Origin of the sequence: Pseudoflavonifractor gallinarum, from assembly GCF_014982855.1 — a bacterium.
GTDB lineage: Bacteria > Bacillota > Clostridia > Oscillospirales > Oscillospiraceae > Pseudoflavonifractor_A > Pseudoflavonifractor_A gallinarum.
Window position 1 is genome coordinate 1 of sequence record NZ_JADCKF010000018.1, and the last position, 15743, is coordinate 15743.

The following is a 15743-nucleotide window of genomic DNA, read 5'->3' on the forward strand; positions in this document are numbered from 1 at the left end:
TGGGGCAACAAGAAATACATGAATATGAAGCACCTGGAAGCAGCCTTTGAGGATGCCTCCATTGCTGGCTAACTTCATTCATGCCAGGGGCTGTAAACCAATTTGCGCAAAACTCTTGACACTACCATACCGGATGAGAGTCGATTCTGTCTGAAATGTGGCGCAAAACAGGAAATAAAATCCGGAGTGAAAAGCCGAGGGAACGGACAAGGGACAGCGATAAAGCGTGGAAACACCTGGACGGCCATCTGGACCGTTGAAATCTATCCGGATGGTGAAGAGAAGAAGATCCACCAGAAGCGGCGGTGGAAGGGTGGATTCAAGACAAAGACAGCCGCCCTTGCCTACGCGGCCAACCCGATGCCGGAGGAAAAGGTCTCCCCTACCCTACGGTTCTACTGGGACTCCTGGAGCAAAACAGACCTCCAGGACATCTCCAAGTCGAAACAGACCGCATTTCGCATTGCCTGGGGCAAGCTGGAGGGGCTGGCCGCTCGGCGCATGGATGAACTCACCATAGACAACCTGCAATCCTGCCTGGACGATAAGGCGCAGACCTACTACCCAGCGAAAGACATGAAGACCGTACTATCCCACCTCTTCAAGCGGGCTGTGGCCGAGGGCAACGCCAGGACAAATCTAGCCGAGTTTCTCCGCCTCCCTCCGCTGGAGGAAAAGGAGGCACAGCCCTTTACTGAGTTGGAGCTGCACAAGCTCTGGAGCGCCTACGGAGGCGGTGACACTTTCATAGGCTTTATTCTCCTCATGATCTATACCGGCATGATGCCCGGTGAGCTGTTGGCATTTAAGGCGGATATGGTGGACTGGGACGCATCGCAGATCATAGGTTGCGGATTGAAAACCAAGAACAGAAAAGCGACTCCCATCGTGTTTCCTGATATGATCGCTCCGGTCCTTGTCAATCTGATTGAGAAGAGCAAGAGCAAGGTCGGATATGTAATCGGGATGAACAAGGACAATTTTTATGCGGAGTACCATGCTGCGCTTAAGCGGGTCGGAGTGCGGGATCTTCCTCCCTACTCCTGCCGGCATACGACTGCCACAGCGCTTGCTCTTGGCAATATCGCGCCCAGCGTGATTCAGGAAGTTATGCGACACACAAAGTTTTCTACAACGCAGCGGTACATTCACCCGGACCGAGAATCTGCCCTTGCTGCCGTCAACTCCATCGGGAAGGGTCGAGAGTGCTAACTATAATGCTAACTATAAACTAATTGAAAGCAAATTGTAGCAAGTTAAACTACAATTTTTCATTTTTCATTTAAAGTTGTAAAAACAAAAAAATAGGACTTAAATCAGTTATTATCGACTGATTTAAGTCCTATTTGGCGCAGAAGGAGGGATTTGAACCCTCGCTGCGGTTTCCCACACTACTCCCTTAGCAGGGGAGCCCCTTCGGCCACTTGGGTACTTCTGCATGCCGATTGACAACCTGTCAAGTACACTGCTCATGATAAAAGTGGCGGAGAGAGTGGGATTCGAACCCACGGCTCTTGCGAGTCACCGGTTTTCAAGACCGGCTCCTTAAACCACTCGGACATCTCTCCACGTCCGACTCACCACAGCGCGTAAATTATATTATCACAACAAGTGCATTTTGTCAACCAATAAAATAAAATTTTTCTCAGAAAGAAAAAATTCCCTGCCGTCCGCAACTTGCAGACGACAGGGGCGGTACTTCTTGTGCTCTTAGGCAAAGAACGCGTGGGCGCCGATGGTCGCCACACGGGGACGGTTCCGGCTGGCCCAGCTATTGGGAGAGACGCGGGGATTTACAAAGTAAAGGCTGTTCCCTGCGGTATTGGTTCCCTCCAAACAGAGCTTGGCGGCAGCAATGCTCTCATTACTGGGCGTGCGGTAGATACTGCCATTGCTCACCGGGGTGAACTGATTCTTCTGGAAGATGACCCCTTTTACGGTGTTCGGGAATCGGCTGTCCGCCACCCGATTCAAGATCACATTTCCTACCGCGATCTTCCCTTCCAGGGACTGATTGCCGCTCTCTGCGTAGATGATACGGGAGAGCCAGTAGAGATCATCGCCGTTATAAAATGTGTCCCCCGACTGGATCGGTCCGGTCCCGGACTGGAATTTCACACTCTGGGTGTTCTCATCCCACCAGGCCTTGCCGCCCAGCGCCTGAGCCAGGACACGGGCAGGAACCATCATGTTCCCATTGCTGTTGCGCACTCCGTCCGGCACGTACAGGTAGCGGCCATTGGCTACGATATACTTGGCACCGGGACACACGCTGAGGGTCAATCCACTCGCCCGGGTTACCGACTGCCCATTTTCCCAGGACGCAGTTGCATCCGGATACATGGCGTGGACCACCGGAAAATAGGACACATAGGTATTCTGATTTACGACCTCGGTCGCTACGGTGGGCTCCAAAGTCTTGCCGTCCACCACGACATTGGCGCTGCGCTCGGCGGCGGCCGCATGGGCACTCAAGGTCAGGAACAAGGCCAGACCGAGCGCCAGGCAGGACACTCGCTTTTGCATGATGAGGATACCTCCTGTTACTTTCTGTTTACAATCTGTTACCTCTTTTTCATCAGATTGTAACCACATTGTAACTTATTTCTCCGGAGATTGCAAGGGGAATTTTTGTCACATCCTCAAATCCCTTGCAGCGCAACGGTTTCGCTCATCTCCCATTTTCCATCCGCAATCACAGAGTACGTTCCGCTCGACAGAATTCTGTTACAAACTGTTACTTTTCCATCCTGGAGATCAGAGGCTTTTTCTCACCCCCTCCCCTCTCCCCCCACAACACCCCTTCTGATCCCCCCTTTTTGGGGGCCTTGGGGCACTGTTTTTGAGCTCGTTTTTGCCTGTTGAAAAAAATTTTGATTTTTTTGAAATTTCCTCTTGACGTTTTCAAATTCCATGGTATAATAGTCCATGTTGCTGAGGCAACGACGCGTAGAGCGGCTTGGAGAGATGGCTGAGCTGGTCGAAGGCGCACGATTGGAAATCGTGTAGGCGTTAATAGCGTCTCGAGGGTTCGAATCCCTCTCTCTCCGCCAAAAGTCCTGAGAACTTTTGTTCTCAGGACTTTTTCTATTCCCCTGCCGCCGTCCTTCTGTTGGATTGAAGTTCGCGGCAGATTCTATTTCACTACACCTCTATATCTGTTATAATGCTGATAGGCTCAATGAAAGGATCGGTGATGTTTCCTGTGAATCCAGATAAGAAATCATTTGGAAAGACTCTGCTCAACAGCGCGCTTCTGCTTGCCGGAAGTATCATATTCGCACTAAACATGAACACCTTTATTGCCGCGGGGGATTTGGTTCCGGGTGGTTTTTCCGGACTCTCCATCCTGATTCAAGGGCTCTTCCAGAAGTACTTGAACGTCGAGATCCCCTTCTCCGTCCTCAACATCGGATTCAATCTGGTACCCGCTCTGATTGCGTTCCGACTGGTGGGCAAACGCTTTACCATTCTCTCCTGTTTCAGTATCTTCCTCTCGTCCATTCTGGTCGATCTGCTGCCCAAGTACGAGATCGTGGATGATCCCCTTCTCATTGCCGTCTTCGGTGCGATCTTCGGCGCCATCGGCATTGTCCTGATCCTGAACAGCGGCGCCAGCAGCGGCGGAACCGACTTTATTGCCATGTCCCTGGCTGCCAAGTTCCAGACAAGCAACTCCTTTACCTATATGCTCCTGTTCAGCGCCACGGTCATCTTGATCTATGGCTGGCAGTTTGGTATGGACAAGGCGCTTTACTCGATCATCTACCAGTTCTGCTACACACAGGTCATCAACACATTTTACAAGCGCTACAAGAAAAAGACCCTCTTCATTATCACAGAGGACCCTGAGCAGCTCTCCAAGGCTCTGATCGAGATCACCAACCACAGCGCTACCGTCTGGCCCGGAGACGGCGCCTACACCAAAAAGCACCGGTATGTGGTGTATACGGTCCTCTCCGACAATGACATCCGGAAGATCAGCCGCTACATCAGCCAGAATATGCCCGGCACCTTTGTCAATGTCCTGAACTCCGACGAAGTGATCGGCAACTTCTTTATCCGTCCCCTGGATTAAAAGAAAAAGGCCTGTTCTCCTATATAAAAGGAGAACAGGCCTTTTTGATCTTTTTGATGTTCTGTTATTCCACCGTACGTCCCTTGGTAATGGCGTCCAGCAGCATCCGCGCACCGTGACGCAGGAAGACATCCCGGTCGATCTTCAGGGAGCGCTCCAGATAGTGGCTCTTGCTGTCCGCCATCTGCACCATACCAGAGAGAGTCGCCCAGAAGAGCAGCACCGTCTCATCGGGCGGAAGCTCGATGCGCACGACGCCCTCGGCGGCACCCCGGCGCAGGAAATCCGCCAGCAGCTGGTTGGTGGCATCCCCCACCTGGAGAATATCCTTCAGGCCCTGATCCAGCTTGGTGCTGTTCAGGTCCACCACGCCGTCGCTGCCCACCACCTCATAGGCCGCCGGATTTTCTCCGTAAAAGCGGATGATGGCGTCACAGATCGCGTCGTAGGCGTGGAACCAATTGGCATTCCCGCGGATGGCTTCCTGGATCTTTTTCTGGAGCAGCACCATGCTGCTCAGAAGAATGGCATTCACGATCTCCTCTTTGCTCTGGAAGTACACATACAGCGTCGCCTTGCTGTATTCCGACTCACGGGCAATGTCATCCATAGTGGTCTTTTCGGTTCCCTTTTCTGCAAAGAGCCGCTCGGCCGCAGCCAGAATGGAACCACGGTGGAATTCAGTCAATGCCTGCTTCTTACTCAACACAATCACACCTTTGGTTTTAACTTTGAAAGACTGGTTTAACTTATAATATCATCCTCTGATTTTATTGACAAGAGTTTATGTTATCTTTTTCACAAAATTCTTATTTTTCTCCTGCGGCTTCTTTTCTTTTTGATTTTTGGCAGGAAAATATCCTCTTCTATTCCAATATTCGTCAGTCTTTCTCTATCTCCCAGGTACCGGGTCGGCCTTGAGCAGATAGCACACGGTGTTGGCTCCCTCCAGCGAAATGACCCCGTACGTGGCTCCTCCCCATCCGCCGCGAATGGTACCTGGATTCAAAATCCACAGTCCATGCTGATACTCGCAAAATGCCTCATGGGTATGCCCAAACAGCAAGATGTGGGCCTGCGCTTCCCGTGCCGCCCAGACGGCCCGGCTCATTCCCACCTTGACGCCCCGGGTATGGCCGTGCATCATCAGAATGCGCCGTCCCTCCAGCTCCAGCACCTTCTCCTCGTCCAGATCCGGTCTCCTTCCGTCACAGTTCCCGCACACGCATTCCATGGGAATGGAGGGAAAGAGCTTTCCCAGGGCTCTGGCGTCCGAATTGACATCCCCCAGATGGAGGATGTAGTCCGGTCGGTCGCTGCGCACCGCCTGTTCCATATTCGGAACATTGCCGTGGGAGTCGGAAAACACCAAAATTTTCATATACGCACCTTCTCTGTTCCATCACATATACTGAGAGTGGATGCGGCCCCAGCCCGGGCGCCGCAGCACATGTTATAAGGATATATCTCATATCCTGGAATAATGGAGGGACGCGCCATGACCAAACTGCCCCAGTCCAATCTGGACGACCTGATGAAAAATCCCGCCGCTGCCGGCCTGCTCCAACACAAGGAAGTGCTGGCCGCCCTGCTGCACTCACCAGACACCCAGAAACTGATGTCCATGCTGGAACAGCGTGCCGGTTCCGGGCTGCAGCAGGCCGCCGCCTCCGCAGCCAAGGGAGACCCCTCCGCCCTGATGGAACTCATGAATTCCGTCATGCAGAGCCAGGAGGGCGCGGCCGTGGTGGAGCGCATCCAAAAAGCCGCCCCCAAGAAATAAGAAGCAGGCCTTCCTCTGGCCGGAAAGGAGCGCCGCATGGCAGAATTTGAAGACAAACTGCACGCCATTCTGGGCGATCCGGAGGCCATGGGACAAATCGTCTCCATCGCCAAGGCGCTGACCGGAGACGGCGCCGCATCTCCCGGAGAAGAAGAGCCCCCCTCTCCCTCCGCAGCATCGGAGGAGCCGGTTTTTGAACCCGTAGAGCCCCTCTCCGCCGCTCCTTCTTCCAGCGGTGGAACGGATTCTGCTCCGGACTGGTCCGCTCTGCTGGGGCTCCTGGGTAACCTCAACGGAGGCGGCGGAGAGAGCAATCCGCTCTCACTTCTGGGGGATCTGGACCCCGCCCTGGTCCAAAAGGCCCTGCGGCTCTTTTCCGAATACCGCTCCACCGACGACCGGAAAGTGGCTCTTCTCAATGCACTCAAACCATTCTTAAAGGAAGAGCGCCTGGCTAAGCTGGATCAGGCCGTCCAGATTGCAAAGCTCTCCCGCCTGATCCGGGTCGCTTTCCTGCTTTTCCAAAAGGAGGGATCGGACAATGGCGCTCTATAACCGCTACATTCCCTCCGGAACTACATATACCCGTATTCTGGAGGATGACCGGGTTTCTCCCCAGCCGGTATCCTCCCCCTCTCCCCAGCTAGATCCCCCGGTGAAAGAGAGTACCGCTCCTTCCCACTCCGGGCATTCCAAGGGGCTGTCCGGCATTCTGAAGTATCTCAAGCTGGATAAACTGGATTCCGGCGATATCCTCCTGCTGCTGATCTTGCTCTTTCTCTTTTTGGAGGGAGACGACATTGAGCTGATGATTACCTTGGGGCTGCTCCTTCTGCTGGGATTGGAGTAGGCCATCCTGCTCAGGCGGCACTCTGTACCGTATGCAGCACTGTTCCGTCGGGAAGCGAAAACTCCTGTCCCGGTGTTACCGGGCGCTCCGCCGCCGTAGCGTTCATGGAGAGGACCACCTTGTCCGCCTTGATCTGCTCCGCGGCGGCCAACAGTCCGCTCTCTACCGAGATCCAGTAGTGGGACACGCTGCCTAGCTCCGGGTCCTCCACCGCCACATAGATGCAGGCCATACCGTTTTTTTCCACATAATCCGCCGCGGTAATGCAGGCTGGCTCCTCTGCCAGAACATCTTCATAGGTGGGGATATGCGGTCCCTCCAGATCGGCTGAGTATGTGTCTGCCGGAGCACTGGTCCAGGTGCGGCTGTTTCCATACCAGTAGTAGACCCACTCCTCCCCCACGATGCTGTGGCGTACCGTTCCGGAGGGAAGCGTGGTATCCGTCTTGCTCCAGCCGCCATCCACCCACTGTTCTGCGGTCAGCTTGCCCTCGCTTTCTGAATATTCCACGGTCACCTGACAGTAATAGCTGCTGGGCCTGGCCAGGGTAGCGATCACATTCTGTACCGTCTCCGGGGTAACGGACACCAAAATCTGGCTCTCATTCGGATCATCTTCCGGTGTTTCTCCGCCGGGCTGGCTCTCCTCCACTGGCGGGAGGGTGATGGGCGGCGAGGCCGGCGTGAACAGATCCATGCCGAAGCTGGAGAACACCGCCACCGCAATGACCAGTATGATGAGGATCACCAGGATATTGCGACTTTTCCCTTCCATGGAGCACTCCTTTTCCTCTCGATCGCAGAATGCCCACAGGGGCGGGGACGGCAGGTCCCCGCCCCTGTGGGCATCTCTTTATGCCTGAAATTCCTCGGGACGATCCGGGCGCAGGCCAAATTTCCATTCGATGGCGTCCACAATGCGGCGGCAGGCAAACCCATCTCCATAGGGGTTCACCGCGTGGGCCATGGCCGCATACGCACTCTGGTCGCGCAAAAGCTCGGCGGCCATCTGATAGACCGTCTCCTCCTCTGTGCCGGCCAGCTTGACCGTGCCGGCGGTGATGGCCTCCGGCCGCTCGGTCTCCCTCCGCAGCACCAGCACGGGACGGCCCAGTGCGGGCGCCTCCTCCTGGAGTCCGCCGGAGTCGGTCATTACCAGATAGGCTCTGGCCATCAGGTTGTGCATCTCCTGCACATCCAGAGGATCGATGAGATGGATCCGGGGATGGCCGGAGAGATACTTTGCGGCCGCCTCCCGTACCACCGGAGAGAGATGGACCGGGTATACCAGCTCCACATCGGAGAAGTCCTCCGCAAGGCGCCGCAGGGCAGTCATGATGTGGGCCATGGGCTCCCCGTAATTCTCCCGGCGATGGCAGGTCACCAGGATGACCTTTTTCCCCGCATAGTCCAGGTGGTTCAGGAGATCCGTACTAAAGTGGAAATCCTTTACAACCGTTGTCTTCAGGGCATCAATGACGGTATTGCCGGTGATGAATACGCCCTCTTTGATATCCTCCCGCTCCAGATTGGCGCGGTTGGCCACGGTGGGCGCGAAATGCAGGTCGGCGATATCGCCCACCAGCTTGCGGTTCATTTCCTCCGGGAAAGGAGAGTATTTGTCCCAAGTCCGCAGGCCGGCCTCCACATGGCCCACCTTGATCTGGTGATAAAAGGCGGCCAGTGCCCCCGCAAAGGTGGTGGAGGTGTCGCCATGGACCAGCACCAGATCCGGACGGGCCTTCTGGAAGACCTCCTCCATTCCCAGCAGGCACTTGGTGGTGATGGTGGACAGGGTCTGCCGGGGTTCCATGATGTTGAGGTCATAGTCCGGCTGGATGTGGAAGATGCGCAGGACGGAATCCAGCATCTCCCGGTGCTGTGCCGTCACACAGCAGATGGACTCGATCCCCTCTCGGGACTGCAGCTCCTGCACCAGGGGGGCCATCTTGATGGCCTCCGGCCGGGTGCCGAAAATTGTCATCACTCGAATGCTCATTTTTTATTCTCCTCCTGCTCCTCCTTGTCCTCCTTCTTCGGGGCAGCCGGCGGTTCTCCGCCCGGCTTTTTCTCTCCGCCCCGGAGGACAAGCATGATGGACATGGACCCTGCGATGCACATGGCAAAGAGCAGCAGCATGGCTCTCAGAGAGCCAATGGTGGTCAGAACCACGGCGGACAGACCCAAGATGGCGGAGATCACATAGAGCACCGCCACGGCCTGCTTCTGATTCAGGCCCATATCGATCAGCCGGTGATGGATATGGCTCCGGTCAGCGTGCATGGGGCTCTGCCCATGGGCGATGCGCCGGATGAACGCAAAGCAGGTGTCAAAGATGGGCAGGCCCAGCATCAGGAAGGGCACCACAAAGGAGATCAGGGTATAGTACTTGAACAGTCCCTGGATGGATACTACCGCCAGCACATAGCCCAGAAAGGTAGAGCCGGTATCTCCCATAAAAATCTTGGCCGGGTTGGTATTGTAGGGCAGGAACCCAATGCACCCTCCGGCCAGGCAGGCCATAAGAACCGCCACGGTGGGTTCGGCCACGGTCAGGGCAATGACCAACACGGTCATGGAGCTGATGGTAGACACGCCGCAGGCCAGTCCATCCAGACCGTCGATCAGATTGACGGCATTGGTCACCGCCACAATCCAGATCACAGTGACTGGAATGGAGAGCCATCCCAGTTCCCAATAGAGATCGTTGGAGAAAATGTTGGGATTGGAGATGGTCTCGATGACATTTCCGCTGCACACTGCAATGACCGCCGCCACGATCTGTACGATGAGCTTGGGCAGCGCGGGCAGCGCATAGATATCATCCAGAATCCCCAGCACCACGATGATGACCGCGCCCAGCAGCATCCCCTGGAGCTGCATTCCGAGCCCATCCGTCTGTACAAAGGGGATAAACAGGATTACACTGAGCAGAAAGCCCAAAAAGATCGCAAGGCCTCCCATGCGCGGAATGGGATGGTCGTGCATCCGGCGGCCGTCCTTGGGTACGTCCACGGCGCCCCATTTCTGGGCCAGACTCTTTACGATCGGTGTCGTGATCAGGGCCACCAGAAATGCGGTGATCAGAGCGCCTGCCACAACTCCAATGGTTTCAATTGACATTGGCATGGATTTGACTCCTTTTCACAGGCCTGGCCCCTCAGCGGGCCACAAAGCCCACCTTCTTATAAACTTTCCGCAGGGTCTTCTGGGCCACGTAGGAGGCCTTCTCCGCTCCGGCATGGTAGACGCTCTCCAGATAGGCCTTGTCCGCCAGAATACGCTGGGCCTCCTCCCGGATGGGACGCAGCAGATCGACCACCGCCTCCCCTACTGCGGGCTTAAAGACGCCGTATCCCTGTCCATCAAACTCCCGCTCGATCTCCTCATAGCTCTTGCCGGTGCAGGCGGAGTAGATCTGCATGAGGTTCGCCACACCAGGCTTATGCTCCCGGTCATAGCGGACGCAGTGCTCCGTATCGCTGTCGGTGACAGCCCGCTTGAATTTGCGCTGGATATCCTCCGGCTTTTCCATCAGGAACACGCAGCCCTCCGGCATAGACTTGCTCATCTTGCTCTCAGGCGCATTGAGCGACATGACCCGGGCGCCCGCCTTGGGGATGTAAGGCTCGGGAATCTTGAACACATCGCCGTAGATGTGGTTAAAGCGCTGGGCCACATTGCGGGTGAGCTCCACATGCTGCTTCTGATCCTCGCCAACAGGAACAAAATCCGGCTGGTAGAGCAGAATGTCTGCCGCCATCAGGGACGGATAGGTAAAGAGTCCGCCGTTGATGTTATCCGCGTTCTTGGCGGATTTATCCTTGAACTGGGTCATGCGGGAGAGTTCGCCGAACATGGTATAGCAGTTGAGGACCCAGCCCAGCTCAGCATGCTGATGTACATGAGACTGGATAAAGAGGGTATTCTTTTCCGGATCCAGTCCACAGGCGATATACTGGGCCAACTGCTCCAGCGTACGCCGACGCAGATCAGCAGGCGTCTGCCGGACGGTGATGGTGTGCATATCCGCCATAAAATAATAGCAGTCAAACTCATCGGCCCGGGCACCCCAGTTTTTGATGGCGCCCAGATAGTTGCCCAGGTGCAGATCCCCGCTGGGCTGAATGCCGGAGAGCATCACTTTTTTCTCATTTTCCATGATTGAAACACCTCATTGTGTATCATTTTCCATATTGAGTTAGTATATCACACTCCCCTCTTTATTACAATGCTCACCGCTATATTTCTCTGCTTCCCCCGCCTCGGATATACAATGCATGTTCCTGGAAAAGCGGGAAGAAATCTCTTGACAATACCTGCAAATATCATTATAATAAATAAGCATTCTATCCGGGTGTGGCGAAGCTTGGTATCGCGCTTGGTTCGGGTCCAAGAGGCCGTGGGTTCGAATCCCGCCACTCGGACCATTTTACGCAGAAAAACCGCCTGAAATGGCGGTTTTTCTGCGTTTTTTGTTCTATTTTTGTCTCTTGGACGATTGCGGTTCAGCGGCGATTTCAGGGACAGAAAAGCGGCGGGAGCATGAGCGAGGATAGCCGCTGAAACCGCCAAATCCCTAACCCATCCCTAACGACAAAATATCTCACTTTTTGGCGTATGTCAGTCGATTATCATGTTACCTTTCATAATAGTTACATGATAGCATAAAGACAAGGCTGTCGTATTATGCTGATAGGCCGACAGTCTATACAGAAGTGTTTTATAAGGAGTTTCACTATGGATGCACATAAAGCAATTATCACAAGTATATTTAATAACTCCACGCTTATAGAGGTACCCTTCTTCCAGCGATCCTATGTTTGGAAAGAAGATCTTTGGGCTCGGATGATTGAAGATATGGTCCTCCTCTCAGACAAATCGTGTCACTCGGGTGTGGAACCCTTTGGTTGAATCTATTTTACGGTATGGGGCATGGAGCGCTCATTTTCAATCTTCTCAATCCGCTCGGGAAACATGGTCACCAACAGCTCACTGGCGTCCTCCCGGGTCAGTTTCAGACTCTCCCGGGTCAGCTGGTAAATGGTCTTGTTTTCTTTGGTGGATACTCTGGCCATGATGCTTTCCTCACTCCATGCAAGAACCAAAACTTCTAGGCTCTGTTTTCTCCATTATACGGGATATGAGGGATAAAACAATTACTTTTCTTGCCCTTTTCTCCCGTACGCCCTATGGAAACAAAAAAGGCGTTTCCTTTCCCGCCGGAATGAATCGCCGGTAAAGGTCAGGGAGCGTCTTTTTCTGCATGATAAACATCTTGTCACAGGTTCTGTTCCATATTGGCGCTGATCACATTGAAGTGGTGGTTGATGGCCAGAATCAGCTGGGCCTTATCCCGGCGGGCCAGAGCGTCCACAATCTGTTCGTGGGCGTACTGCAGCTGGTTGCCGGTCTGGAAGTTGCGCAGGATATGCCGGCGCATATCGGTGATGAAGCGGTCGATAGTGGTGGAGAGGGCCCGGTGAATCTGGATAATCAGCTCGTTGCCTGAGATGGCGGCAATGGTATCATGGAGCTGCTTATCCAGTTGGGCGGCCCGCTTGGAGGAACAGGACGCCATCTCCTCCACCATTCCGGACAGCTCCCGGACCTGCTCGTCGGTGATGCGCCCCAGGGCCAACAGGGCGGCCTGCAGCTCCAGGCCCGCCCGCAGCTCCCCCAGCCTCCGGTAGTCGATCTGCTGCAGGAGCATCAGCAGGTCAAAGGAGTCCTGCAGATTGCGCTGGATGTTGCAGCAGATAAAATTGCCGGCCCCTTGGTTGCTGACGATAAATCCCATATGCTCCAGCAGCCGAACTGCCTCCCGCACCGAGTTGCGGCTGATGCCCAACTGCTCGGCCAGCTCCCGCTCCGGAGGCAAGGGATCCCCCAGGGACAGCTGTCCGCGGCGCAAGGAATCCTCCAGATAGGTGAGCACTTTTTCATAGGATTTGGGCTGTTCCGCCATGGAAATCTTCCTCCTTGGCATGATGTACATGTAAATAGTATAGCACAAGGAGAAGGCCACTGTAAAGGTGCGACCAACTCATTCTAACTGGTAGGACCAACATGTTTTTAAAAAAGCCGATAATTGCAAACTTTTTCGTAATATTGTCCAATTATCGCCTTGACATCTAGAAGTCTCAGGAATAATATATAAATGTTCTAAAAATTCCTTGTATTGTTGCGCGCTTTTTATTTTATATGGTAGAACCAATTTAAGGAATAGGTCAACCACTGAAACAGGAGGTTATCATCTATGCAGACGATTTCCCTTCCTTACGGACGGGGCCGGGTTGAGGCTCAGATCCCGGACCAGCGCCTGGCGGCGGTTCTCCGCTCCGGCGCACAGAGCTATCGGCCTCAGGCCGACCAGGATCAGCTGGTGCGGCAGGCTCTGGAGAACCCCATCGGCACGCCCCCGCTCCGGGAATTGGCCAAAGGCAAGCATCAGGTTGTCATTATCAGCAGCGATCACACCCGCCCGGTCCCCAGCAAGGTTATTTTGCCCCAGTTGGTAGATGAGATCCGGGCCGGTTCCCCTTCTGCAAAGATCACCGTGCTGGTGGCCACCGGCTTCCACCGCCCCACCACCCGGGAAGAGATGCTGGACAAATACGGCCAGGAGCTTTTCCTCCGGTCCGGCCTGCACTTTGCCGTCCATCTCAGCGGCAAGGATGAGGACATGGTATCTCTGGGCACCCTGCCCTCCGGAGGCAAGCTGCTCATCAACAAGCTGGCCGCCCAGGCGGACCTGCTGGTGGCTGAGGGCTTCATTGAGCCCCACTTCTTTGCCGGTTTCTCCGGCGGGCGCAAGAGTGTGCTCCCCGGAGTCGCCAGCCGGACCACCGTACTGGCCAATCACTGCTCCACTTTCATTGACAGCCCCTTTGCCCGCACCGGCATCCTGGACGGCAACCCCATTCACCGGGATATGATCTACGCCGCCCAGCAGGCCAAGCTGGCTTTCATCTGCAATGTAGTCATTGACGAGAAAAAAGAAGTGATTGCCGCTTTCGCCGGCCACTTCAATGAGGCCCACCGGGCTGGCTGCGCTTTTGTAGAGCAGCTCTCCGGTGTCTCAGCTGTCCCCGCCCCCATTGTCATCTCCACCAACGGCGGCTATCCCCTGGACCAGAACATCTACCAATCGGTGAAGGGAATGACCGCTGCCGAGGCCACCTGCGCCCCCGGGGGCGTGATCATTATGGTCTCCGCCTGCAGCGACGGACACGGCGGCCAGTCGTTCTACGACACCTTCGCTCAGGAACCCGACGAGGAAAAAATCATGGCCTCCTTCCTGGCCACCCCCAGCGACCGCACCATTCCCGACCAGTGGGAAGCTCAGATTCTCTGCCGTATTCTCTTAAAGCACCCGGTGATCATGGTCACCCAGGCCCCCCGGGAGATGGTGGAGGCCATGCACATGCACTGGGCCCCCGATCTTTCGGCGGCCATCGACCTGGCCGACCGGCTGCTGGGCCGGGCGGACAGCCCCATCACGGTAATCCCCGACGGCGTGTCGGTGATTGTAAAGAAATAAATTACTTAATGAGAAGGAAAGAAAAGAGGAATCCGCTATGAGTCAGTATGAAAAAGTGACCCCCGAACTGATCCAGGCGCTGCAGGCTGCGGTGCCCGGCCGGGTCAGCGTGGACGGGGACATCAACGACGACTTCTCCCACGACGAGATGCCCATCTACGGCAAGGCCATGCCCGAGGTGGTGGTGGAGGCTGTCTCCACCGAAGAGGTGGCCGCAGTGATGAAGCTGTGCAACGAGCATCACGTCCCCGTCACTCCCCGCGGCGCCGGCACCGGTCTGACCGGCGGCGCTGTCCCCGTCTGCGGCGGTGTGGTGCTGTCCATCACCAAGATGAACAAGATTCTCTCCTATGACACCGATAACATGGTGGTCCGGGTCCAGGCCGGCGTGCTCCTCAACGACCTGGCCGAGGACGCAGCCAAGAAGGGCTTCCTCTATCCCCCCGATCCCGGTGAGAAGTTCGCCACCCTGGGCGGCAACGTGTCCACCAACGCCGGCGGCATGCGGGCGGTCAAGTACGGCACCACCCGGGACTACGTGCGGGCCATGACCGTGGTACTGCCCACCGGCGAGATCGTAAACATGGGCGCCAGCGTGTCCAAGACCAGCTCCGGCTACTCCCTGCTCAACCTGATGATCGGCTCTGAGGGCACTCTGGGCATCATCACCGAGCTGACCCTGAAGCTGATCCCCGCCCCCAAGGCTGTCATCAGCCTGGTGGCCCTCTATGAGAACCTGGAGGACTGCATCGCCACCGTGCCCAAGATGATGAAGGCCAACCTCCACCCCCAGGCCCTGGAGTTCATGGAGCGGGAGATCGTCCGCCTCAGCGAGTCCTACCTGGGCAAGAGCACCTTCCCTCAGACCTTTGAGGGCAGCGACGTGAACGCCTACCTGCTCATCACCTTCGACGGGGACAGCGAGGAGCAGCTGGACGAGATGATCGAGCAGGCCTCCGAGGTCCTGCTGGAGGCCGGCGCTCTGGACATCCTGGTAGCCGACACTCCCCAGCTGAAGAAGGACGCCTGGGCCGCCCGTTCCACCTTCCTGGAGGCCATTGAGGCCAACACCAAGCTGCTGGACGAGAGCGACGTGGTGGTGCCCGTCAACGAGATCGCCCACTATGTGAACTTCATCAACGAGATCGCCAAAGACTACGACTTCGAGGTCAAGAGCTTCGGCCACGCCGGCGACGGCAACCTGCACATCTACAACTGCTCCAACGATATGGACCCGGAGGAGTTCAAGCGCCAGGTGGCCGCCTTCATGAAGCGGGCCTACGGCAAGGCCACTGAGCTGGGCGGTCTCATCTCCGGCGAGCACGGCATCGGCCGGGGCAAGATGGAGTATCTGGCCGAGATGGTGGGCCCGGTGAACATGCGCCTGATGGAGGGCATCAAGCACACCTTTGACCCCAACATGATCCTGAATCCCGGCAAGGTCTGCTACACCCTGTAAACATACTGGAAAAGACAGAAAATCGAGCGG

General features: G+C 55.7%; 16 protein-coding genes and 4 tRNA genes. 9 read left to right on the forward strand and 11 right to left on the reverse strand.

Annotated elements, in window-relative coordinates:
* Positions 1-102 precede the first annotated feature (102 nt).
* Entirely contained in the window at positions 103-1212 is a 1110-nt protein-coding gene (locus INF37_RS14845) for a tyrosine-type recombinase/integrase (RefSeq protein ID WP_193539256.1), read from the forward strand.
* 135 nt (positions 1213-1347) lie between these two features.
* Here INF37_RS14845 and INF37_RS14850 read toward each other — a convergent pair.
* The 3 genes from INF37_RS14850 to INF37_RS14860 all read right to left on the reverse strand — a co-directional run bounded on the left by INF37_RS14850 (position 1348) and on the right by INF37_RS14860 (position 2526).
* A tRNA-Ser gene (locus INF37_RS14850) sits at positions 1348-1438 on the reverse strand.
* Positions 1439-1481: 43 nt separating this feature from the next.
* Positions 1482-1568, reverse strand: a tRNA-Ser gene (locus tag INF37_RS14855).
* Between the two features lie 142 nt (positions 1569-1710).
* Entirely contained in the window at positions 1711-2526 is an 816-nt protein-coding gene (locus INF37_RS14860) for a cell wall hydrolase (RefSeq protein ID WP_101693297.1), read from the reverse strand.
* A 435-nt stretch (positions 2527-2961) separates the two neighbouring features.
* Here INF37_RS14860 and INF37_RS14865 point away from each other — a divergent pair.
* A tRNA-Ser gene (locus INF37_RS14865) sits at positions 2962-3053 on the forward strand.
* A gap of 143 nt (positions 3054-3196) precedes the next feature.
* Positions 3197-4078: a YitT family protein gene (locus INF37_RS14870; RefSeq protein WP_193539258.1), complete on the forward strand. Its 882-nt coding sequence runs from the start codon at positions 3197-3199 to the stop codon at positions 4076-4078.
* A gap of 64 nt (positions 4079-4142) precedes the next feature.
* Here INF37_RS14870 and INF37_RS14875 read toward each other — a convergent pair whose 3' ends face one another.
* On the reverse strand, positions 4143-4784 hold the full coding sequence (locus tag INF37_RS14875) for a TetR/AcrR family transcriptional regulator (RefSeq protein ID WP_101693299.1): 642 nt from the start codon (positions 4782-4784) through the stop codon (positions 4143-4145).
* Positions 4785-4970: 186 nt separating this feature from the next.
* Positions 4971-5459, reverse strand: a complete 489-nt coding sequence (locus tag INF37_RS14880; RefSeq protein WP_193539260.1) for a metallophosphoesterase — start codon at positions 5457-5459, stop codon at positions 4971-4973.
* A 117-nt stretch (positions 5460-5576) separates the two neighbouring features.
* Between INF37_RS14880 and INF37_RS14885 the strand changes: the two genes are divergently transcribed.
* Genes INF37_RS14885 through INF37_RS14895 form a run of 3 tightly spaced genes read left to right on the forward strand, consistent with a single transcriptional unit; the run spans position 5577 to position 6711 of the window.
* Entirely contained in the window at positions 5577-5861 is a 285-nt protein-coding gene (locus INF37_RS14885) for a hypothetical protein (protein WP_101693301.1), read from the forward strand.
* A gap of 36 nt (positions 5862-5897) precedes the next feature.
* A complete protein-coding gene (locus INF37_RS14890; protein WP_193539262.1) occupies positions 5898-6416 on the forward strand; it encodes a hypothetical protein in 519 nt (172 codons plus the stop codon).
* On the forward strand, positions 6403-6711 hold the full coding sequence (locus tag INF37_RS14895) for a hypothetical protein (RefSeq protein ID WP_193539264.1): 309 nt from the start codon (positions 6403-6405) through the stop codon (positions 6709-6711). Before INF37_RS14890 ends, INF37_RS14895 begins: the two co-directional genes overlap by 14 nt.
* A gap of 10 nt (positions 6712-6721) precedes the next feature.
* Here the strand turns inward: INF37_RS14895 and INF37_RS14900 are convergent, their stop codons facing one another.
* The 4 genes from INF37_RS14900 to trpS all read right to left on the reverse strand — a co-directional run bounded on the left by INF37_RS14900 (position 6722) and on the right by trpS (position 10873).
* Positions 6722-7486, reverse strand: coding sequence for a hypothetical protein (locus INF37_RS14900; RefSeq protein WP_101693304.1), 765 nt, complete (start codon positions 7484-7486; stop codon positions 6722-6724).
* 78 nt (positions 7487-7564) lie between these two features.
* On the reverse strand, positions 7565-8710 hold the full coding sequence (gene wecB / locus INF37_RS14905; RefSeq protein ID WP_101693305.1) for a non-hydrolyzing UDP-N-acetylglucosamine 2-epimerase: 1146 nt from the start codon (positions 8708-8710) through the stop codon (positions 7565-7567).
* Positions 8707-9840, reverse strand: coding sequence for an MraY family glycosyltransferase (locus INF37_RS14910; RefSeq protein WP_101693306.1), 1134 nt, complete (start codon positions 9838-9840; stop codon positions 8707-8709). Before INF37_RS14910 ends, wecB begins: the two co-directional genes overlap by 4 nt.
* Positions 9841-9871: 31 nt before the next feature.
* Positions 9872-10873 (reverse strand): tryptophan--tRNA ligase, encoded by a 1002-nt coding sequence (gene trpS, locus INF37_RS14915; RefSeq protein ID WP_101693307.1) that lies wholly within the window; start codon positions 10871-10873, stop codon positions 9872-9874.
* A 191-nt stretch (positions 10874-11064) separates the two neighbouring features.
* Between trpS and INF37_RS14920 the strand changes: the two genes are divergently transcribed.
* Positions 11065-11141 (forward strand) — tRNA-Pro (locus tag INF37_RS14920).
* A 486-nt stretch (positions 11142-11627) separates the two neighbouring features.
* On the opposite strand, the gene INF37_RS14925 is transcribed toward INF37_RS14920, so the two are convergent.
* Both INF37_RS14925 and INF37_RS14930 read right to left on the reverse strand, forming a co-directional pair.
* Complete coding sequence (locus tag INF37_RS14925) at positions 11628-11789, reverse strand: hypothetical protein (RefSeq protein WP_235370174.1); 162 nt, start codon at positions 11787-11789, stop codon at positions 11628-11630.
* Positions 11790-11992: 203 nt separating this feature from the next.
* Positions 11993-12679: a FadR/GntR family transcriptional regulator gene (locus tag INF37_RS14930; RefSeq protein ID WP_191345748.1), complete on the reverse strand. Its 687-nt coding sequence runs from the start codon at positions 12677-12679 to the stop codon at positions 11993-11995.
* A gap of 291 nt (positions 12680-12970) precedes the next feature.
* On the opposite strand from INF37_RS14930, the gene larA reads away from it, so the two are divergent.
* Together larA and INF37_RS14940 are read left to right on the forward strand one after the other, a co-directional pair.
* On the forward strand, positions 12971-14254 hold the full coding sequence (larA, locus tag INF37_RS14935) for a nickel-dependent lactate racemase (RefSeq protein ID WP_193539266.1): 1284 nt from the start codon (positions 12971-12973) through the stop codon (positions 14252-14254).
* 37 nt (positions 14255-14291) lie between these two features.
* Entirely contained in the window at positions 14292-15713 is a 1422-nt protein-coding gene (locus tag INF37_RS14940; protein ID WP_193539268.1) for an FAD-binding oxidoreductase, read from the forward strand.
* Positions 15714-15743 lie beyond the last annotated feature (30 nt).

Coding starts and splice junctions, on each gene's coding strand:
- INF37_RS14880 (WP_193539260.1), bottom strand. CDS start 5,459: ATGAAAATTTTGGTGTTTTCCGACTCCCACGGCAATGTTCCGAATATG.
- wecB (WP_101693305.1), bottom strand. CDS start 8,710: ATGAGCATTCGAGTGATGACAATTTTCGGCACCCGGCCGGAGGCCATC.
- INF37_RS14910 (WP_101693306.1), bottom strand. CDS start 9,840: ATGCCAATGTCAATTGAAACCATTGGAGTTGTGGCAGGCGCTCTGATC.
- INF37_RS14860 (WP_101693297.1), bottom strand. CDS start 2,526: ATGCAAAAGCGAGTGTCCTGCCTGGCGCTCGGTCTGGCCTTGTTCCTG.
- INF37_RS14925 (WP_235370174.1), bottom strand. CDS start 11,789: ATGGCCAGAGTATCCACCAAAGAAAACAAGACCATTTACCAGCTGACC.
- INF37_RS14895 (WP_193539264.1), top strand. CDS start 6,403: ATGGCGCTCTATAACCGCTACATTCCCTCCGGAACTACATATACCCGT.
- INF37_RS14900 (WP_101693304.1), bottom strand. CDS start 7,486: ATGGAAGGGAAAAGTCGCAATATCCTGGTGATCCTCATCATACTGGTC.
- trpS (WP_101693307.1), bottom strand. CDS start 10,873: ATGGAAAATGAGAAAAAAGTGATGCTCTCCGGCATTCAGCCCAGCGGG.
- INF37_RS14870 (WP_193539258.1), top strand. CDS start 3,197: ATGTTTCCTGTGAATCCAGATAAGAAATCATTTGGAAAGACTCTGCTC.
- larA (WP_193539266.1), top strand. CDS start 12,971: ATGCAGACGATTTCCCTTCCTTACGGACGGGGCCGGGTTGAGGCTCAG.
- INF37_RS14890 (WP_193539262.1), top strand. CDS start 5,898: ATGGCAGAATTTGAAGACAAACTGCACGCCATTCTGGGCGATCCGGAG.
- INF37_RS14940 (WP_193539268.1), top strand. CDS start 14,292: ATGAGTCAGTATGAAAAAGTGACCCCCGAACTGATCCAGGCGCTGCAG.
- INF37_RS14885 (WP_101693301.1), top strand. CDS start 5,577: ATGACCAAACTGCCCCAGTCCAATCTGGACGACCTGATGAAAAATCCC.
- INF37_RS14930 (WP_191345748.1), bottom strand. CDS start 12,679: ATGGCGGAACAGCCCAAATCCTATGAAAAAGTGCTCACCTATCTGGAG.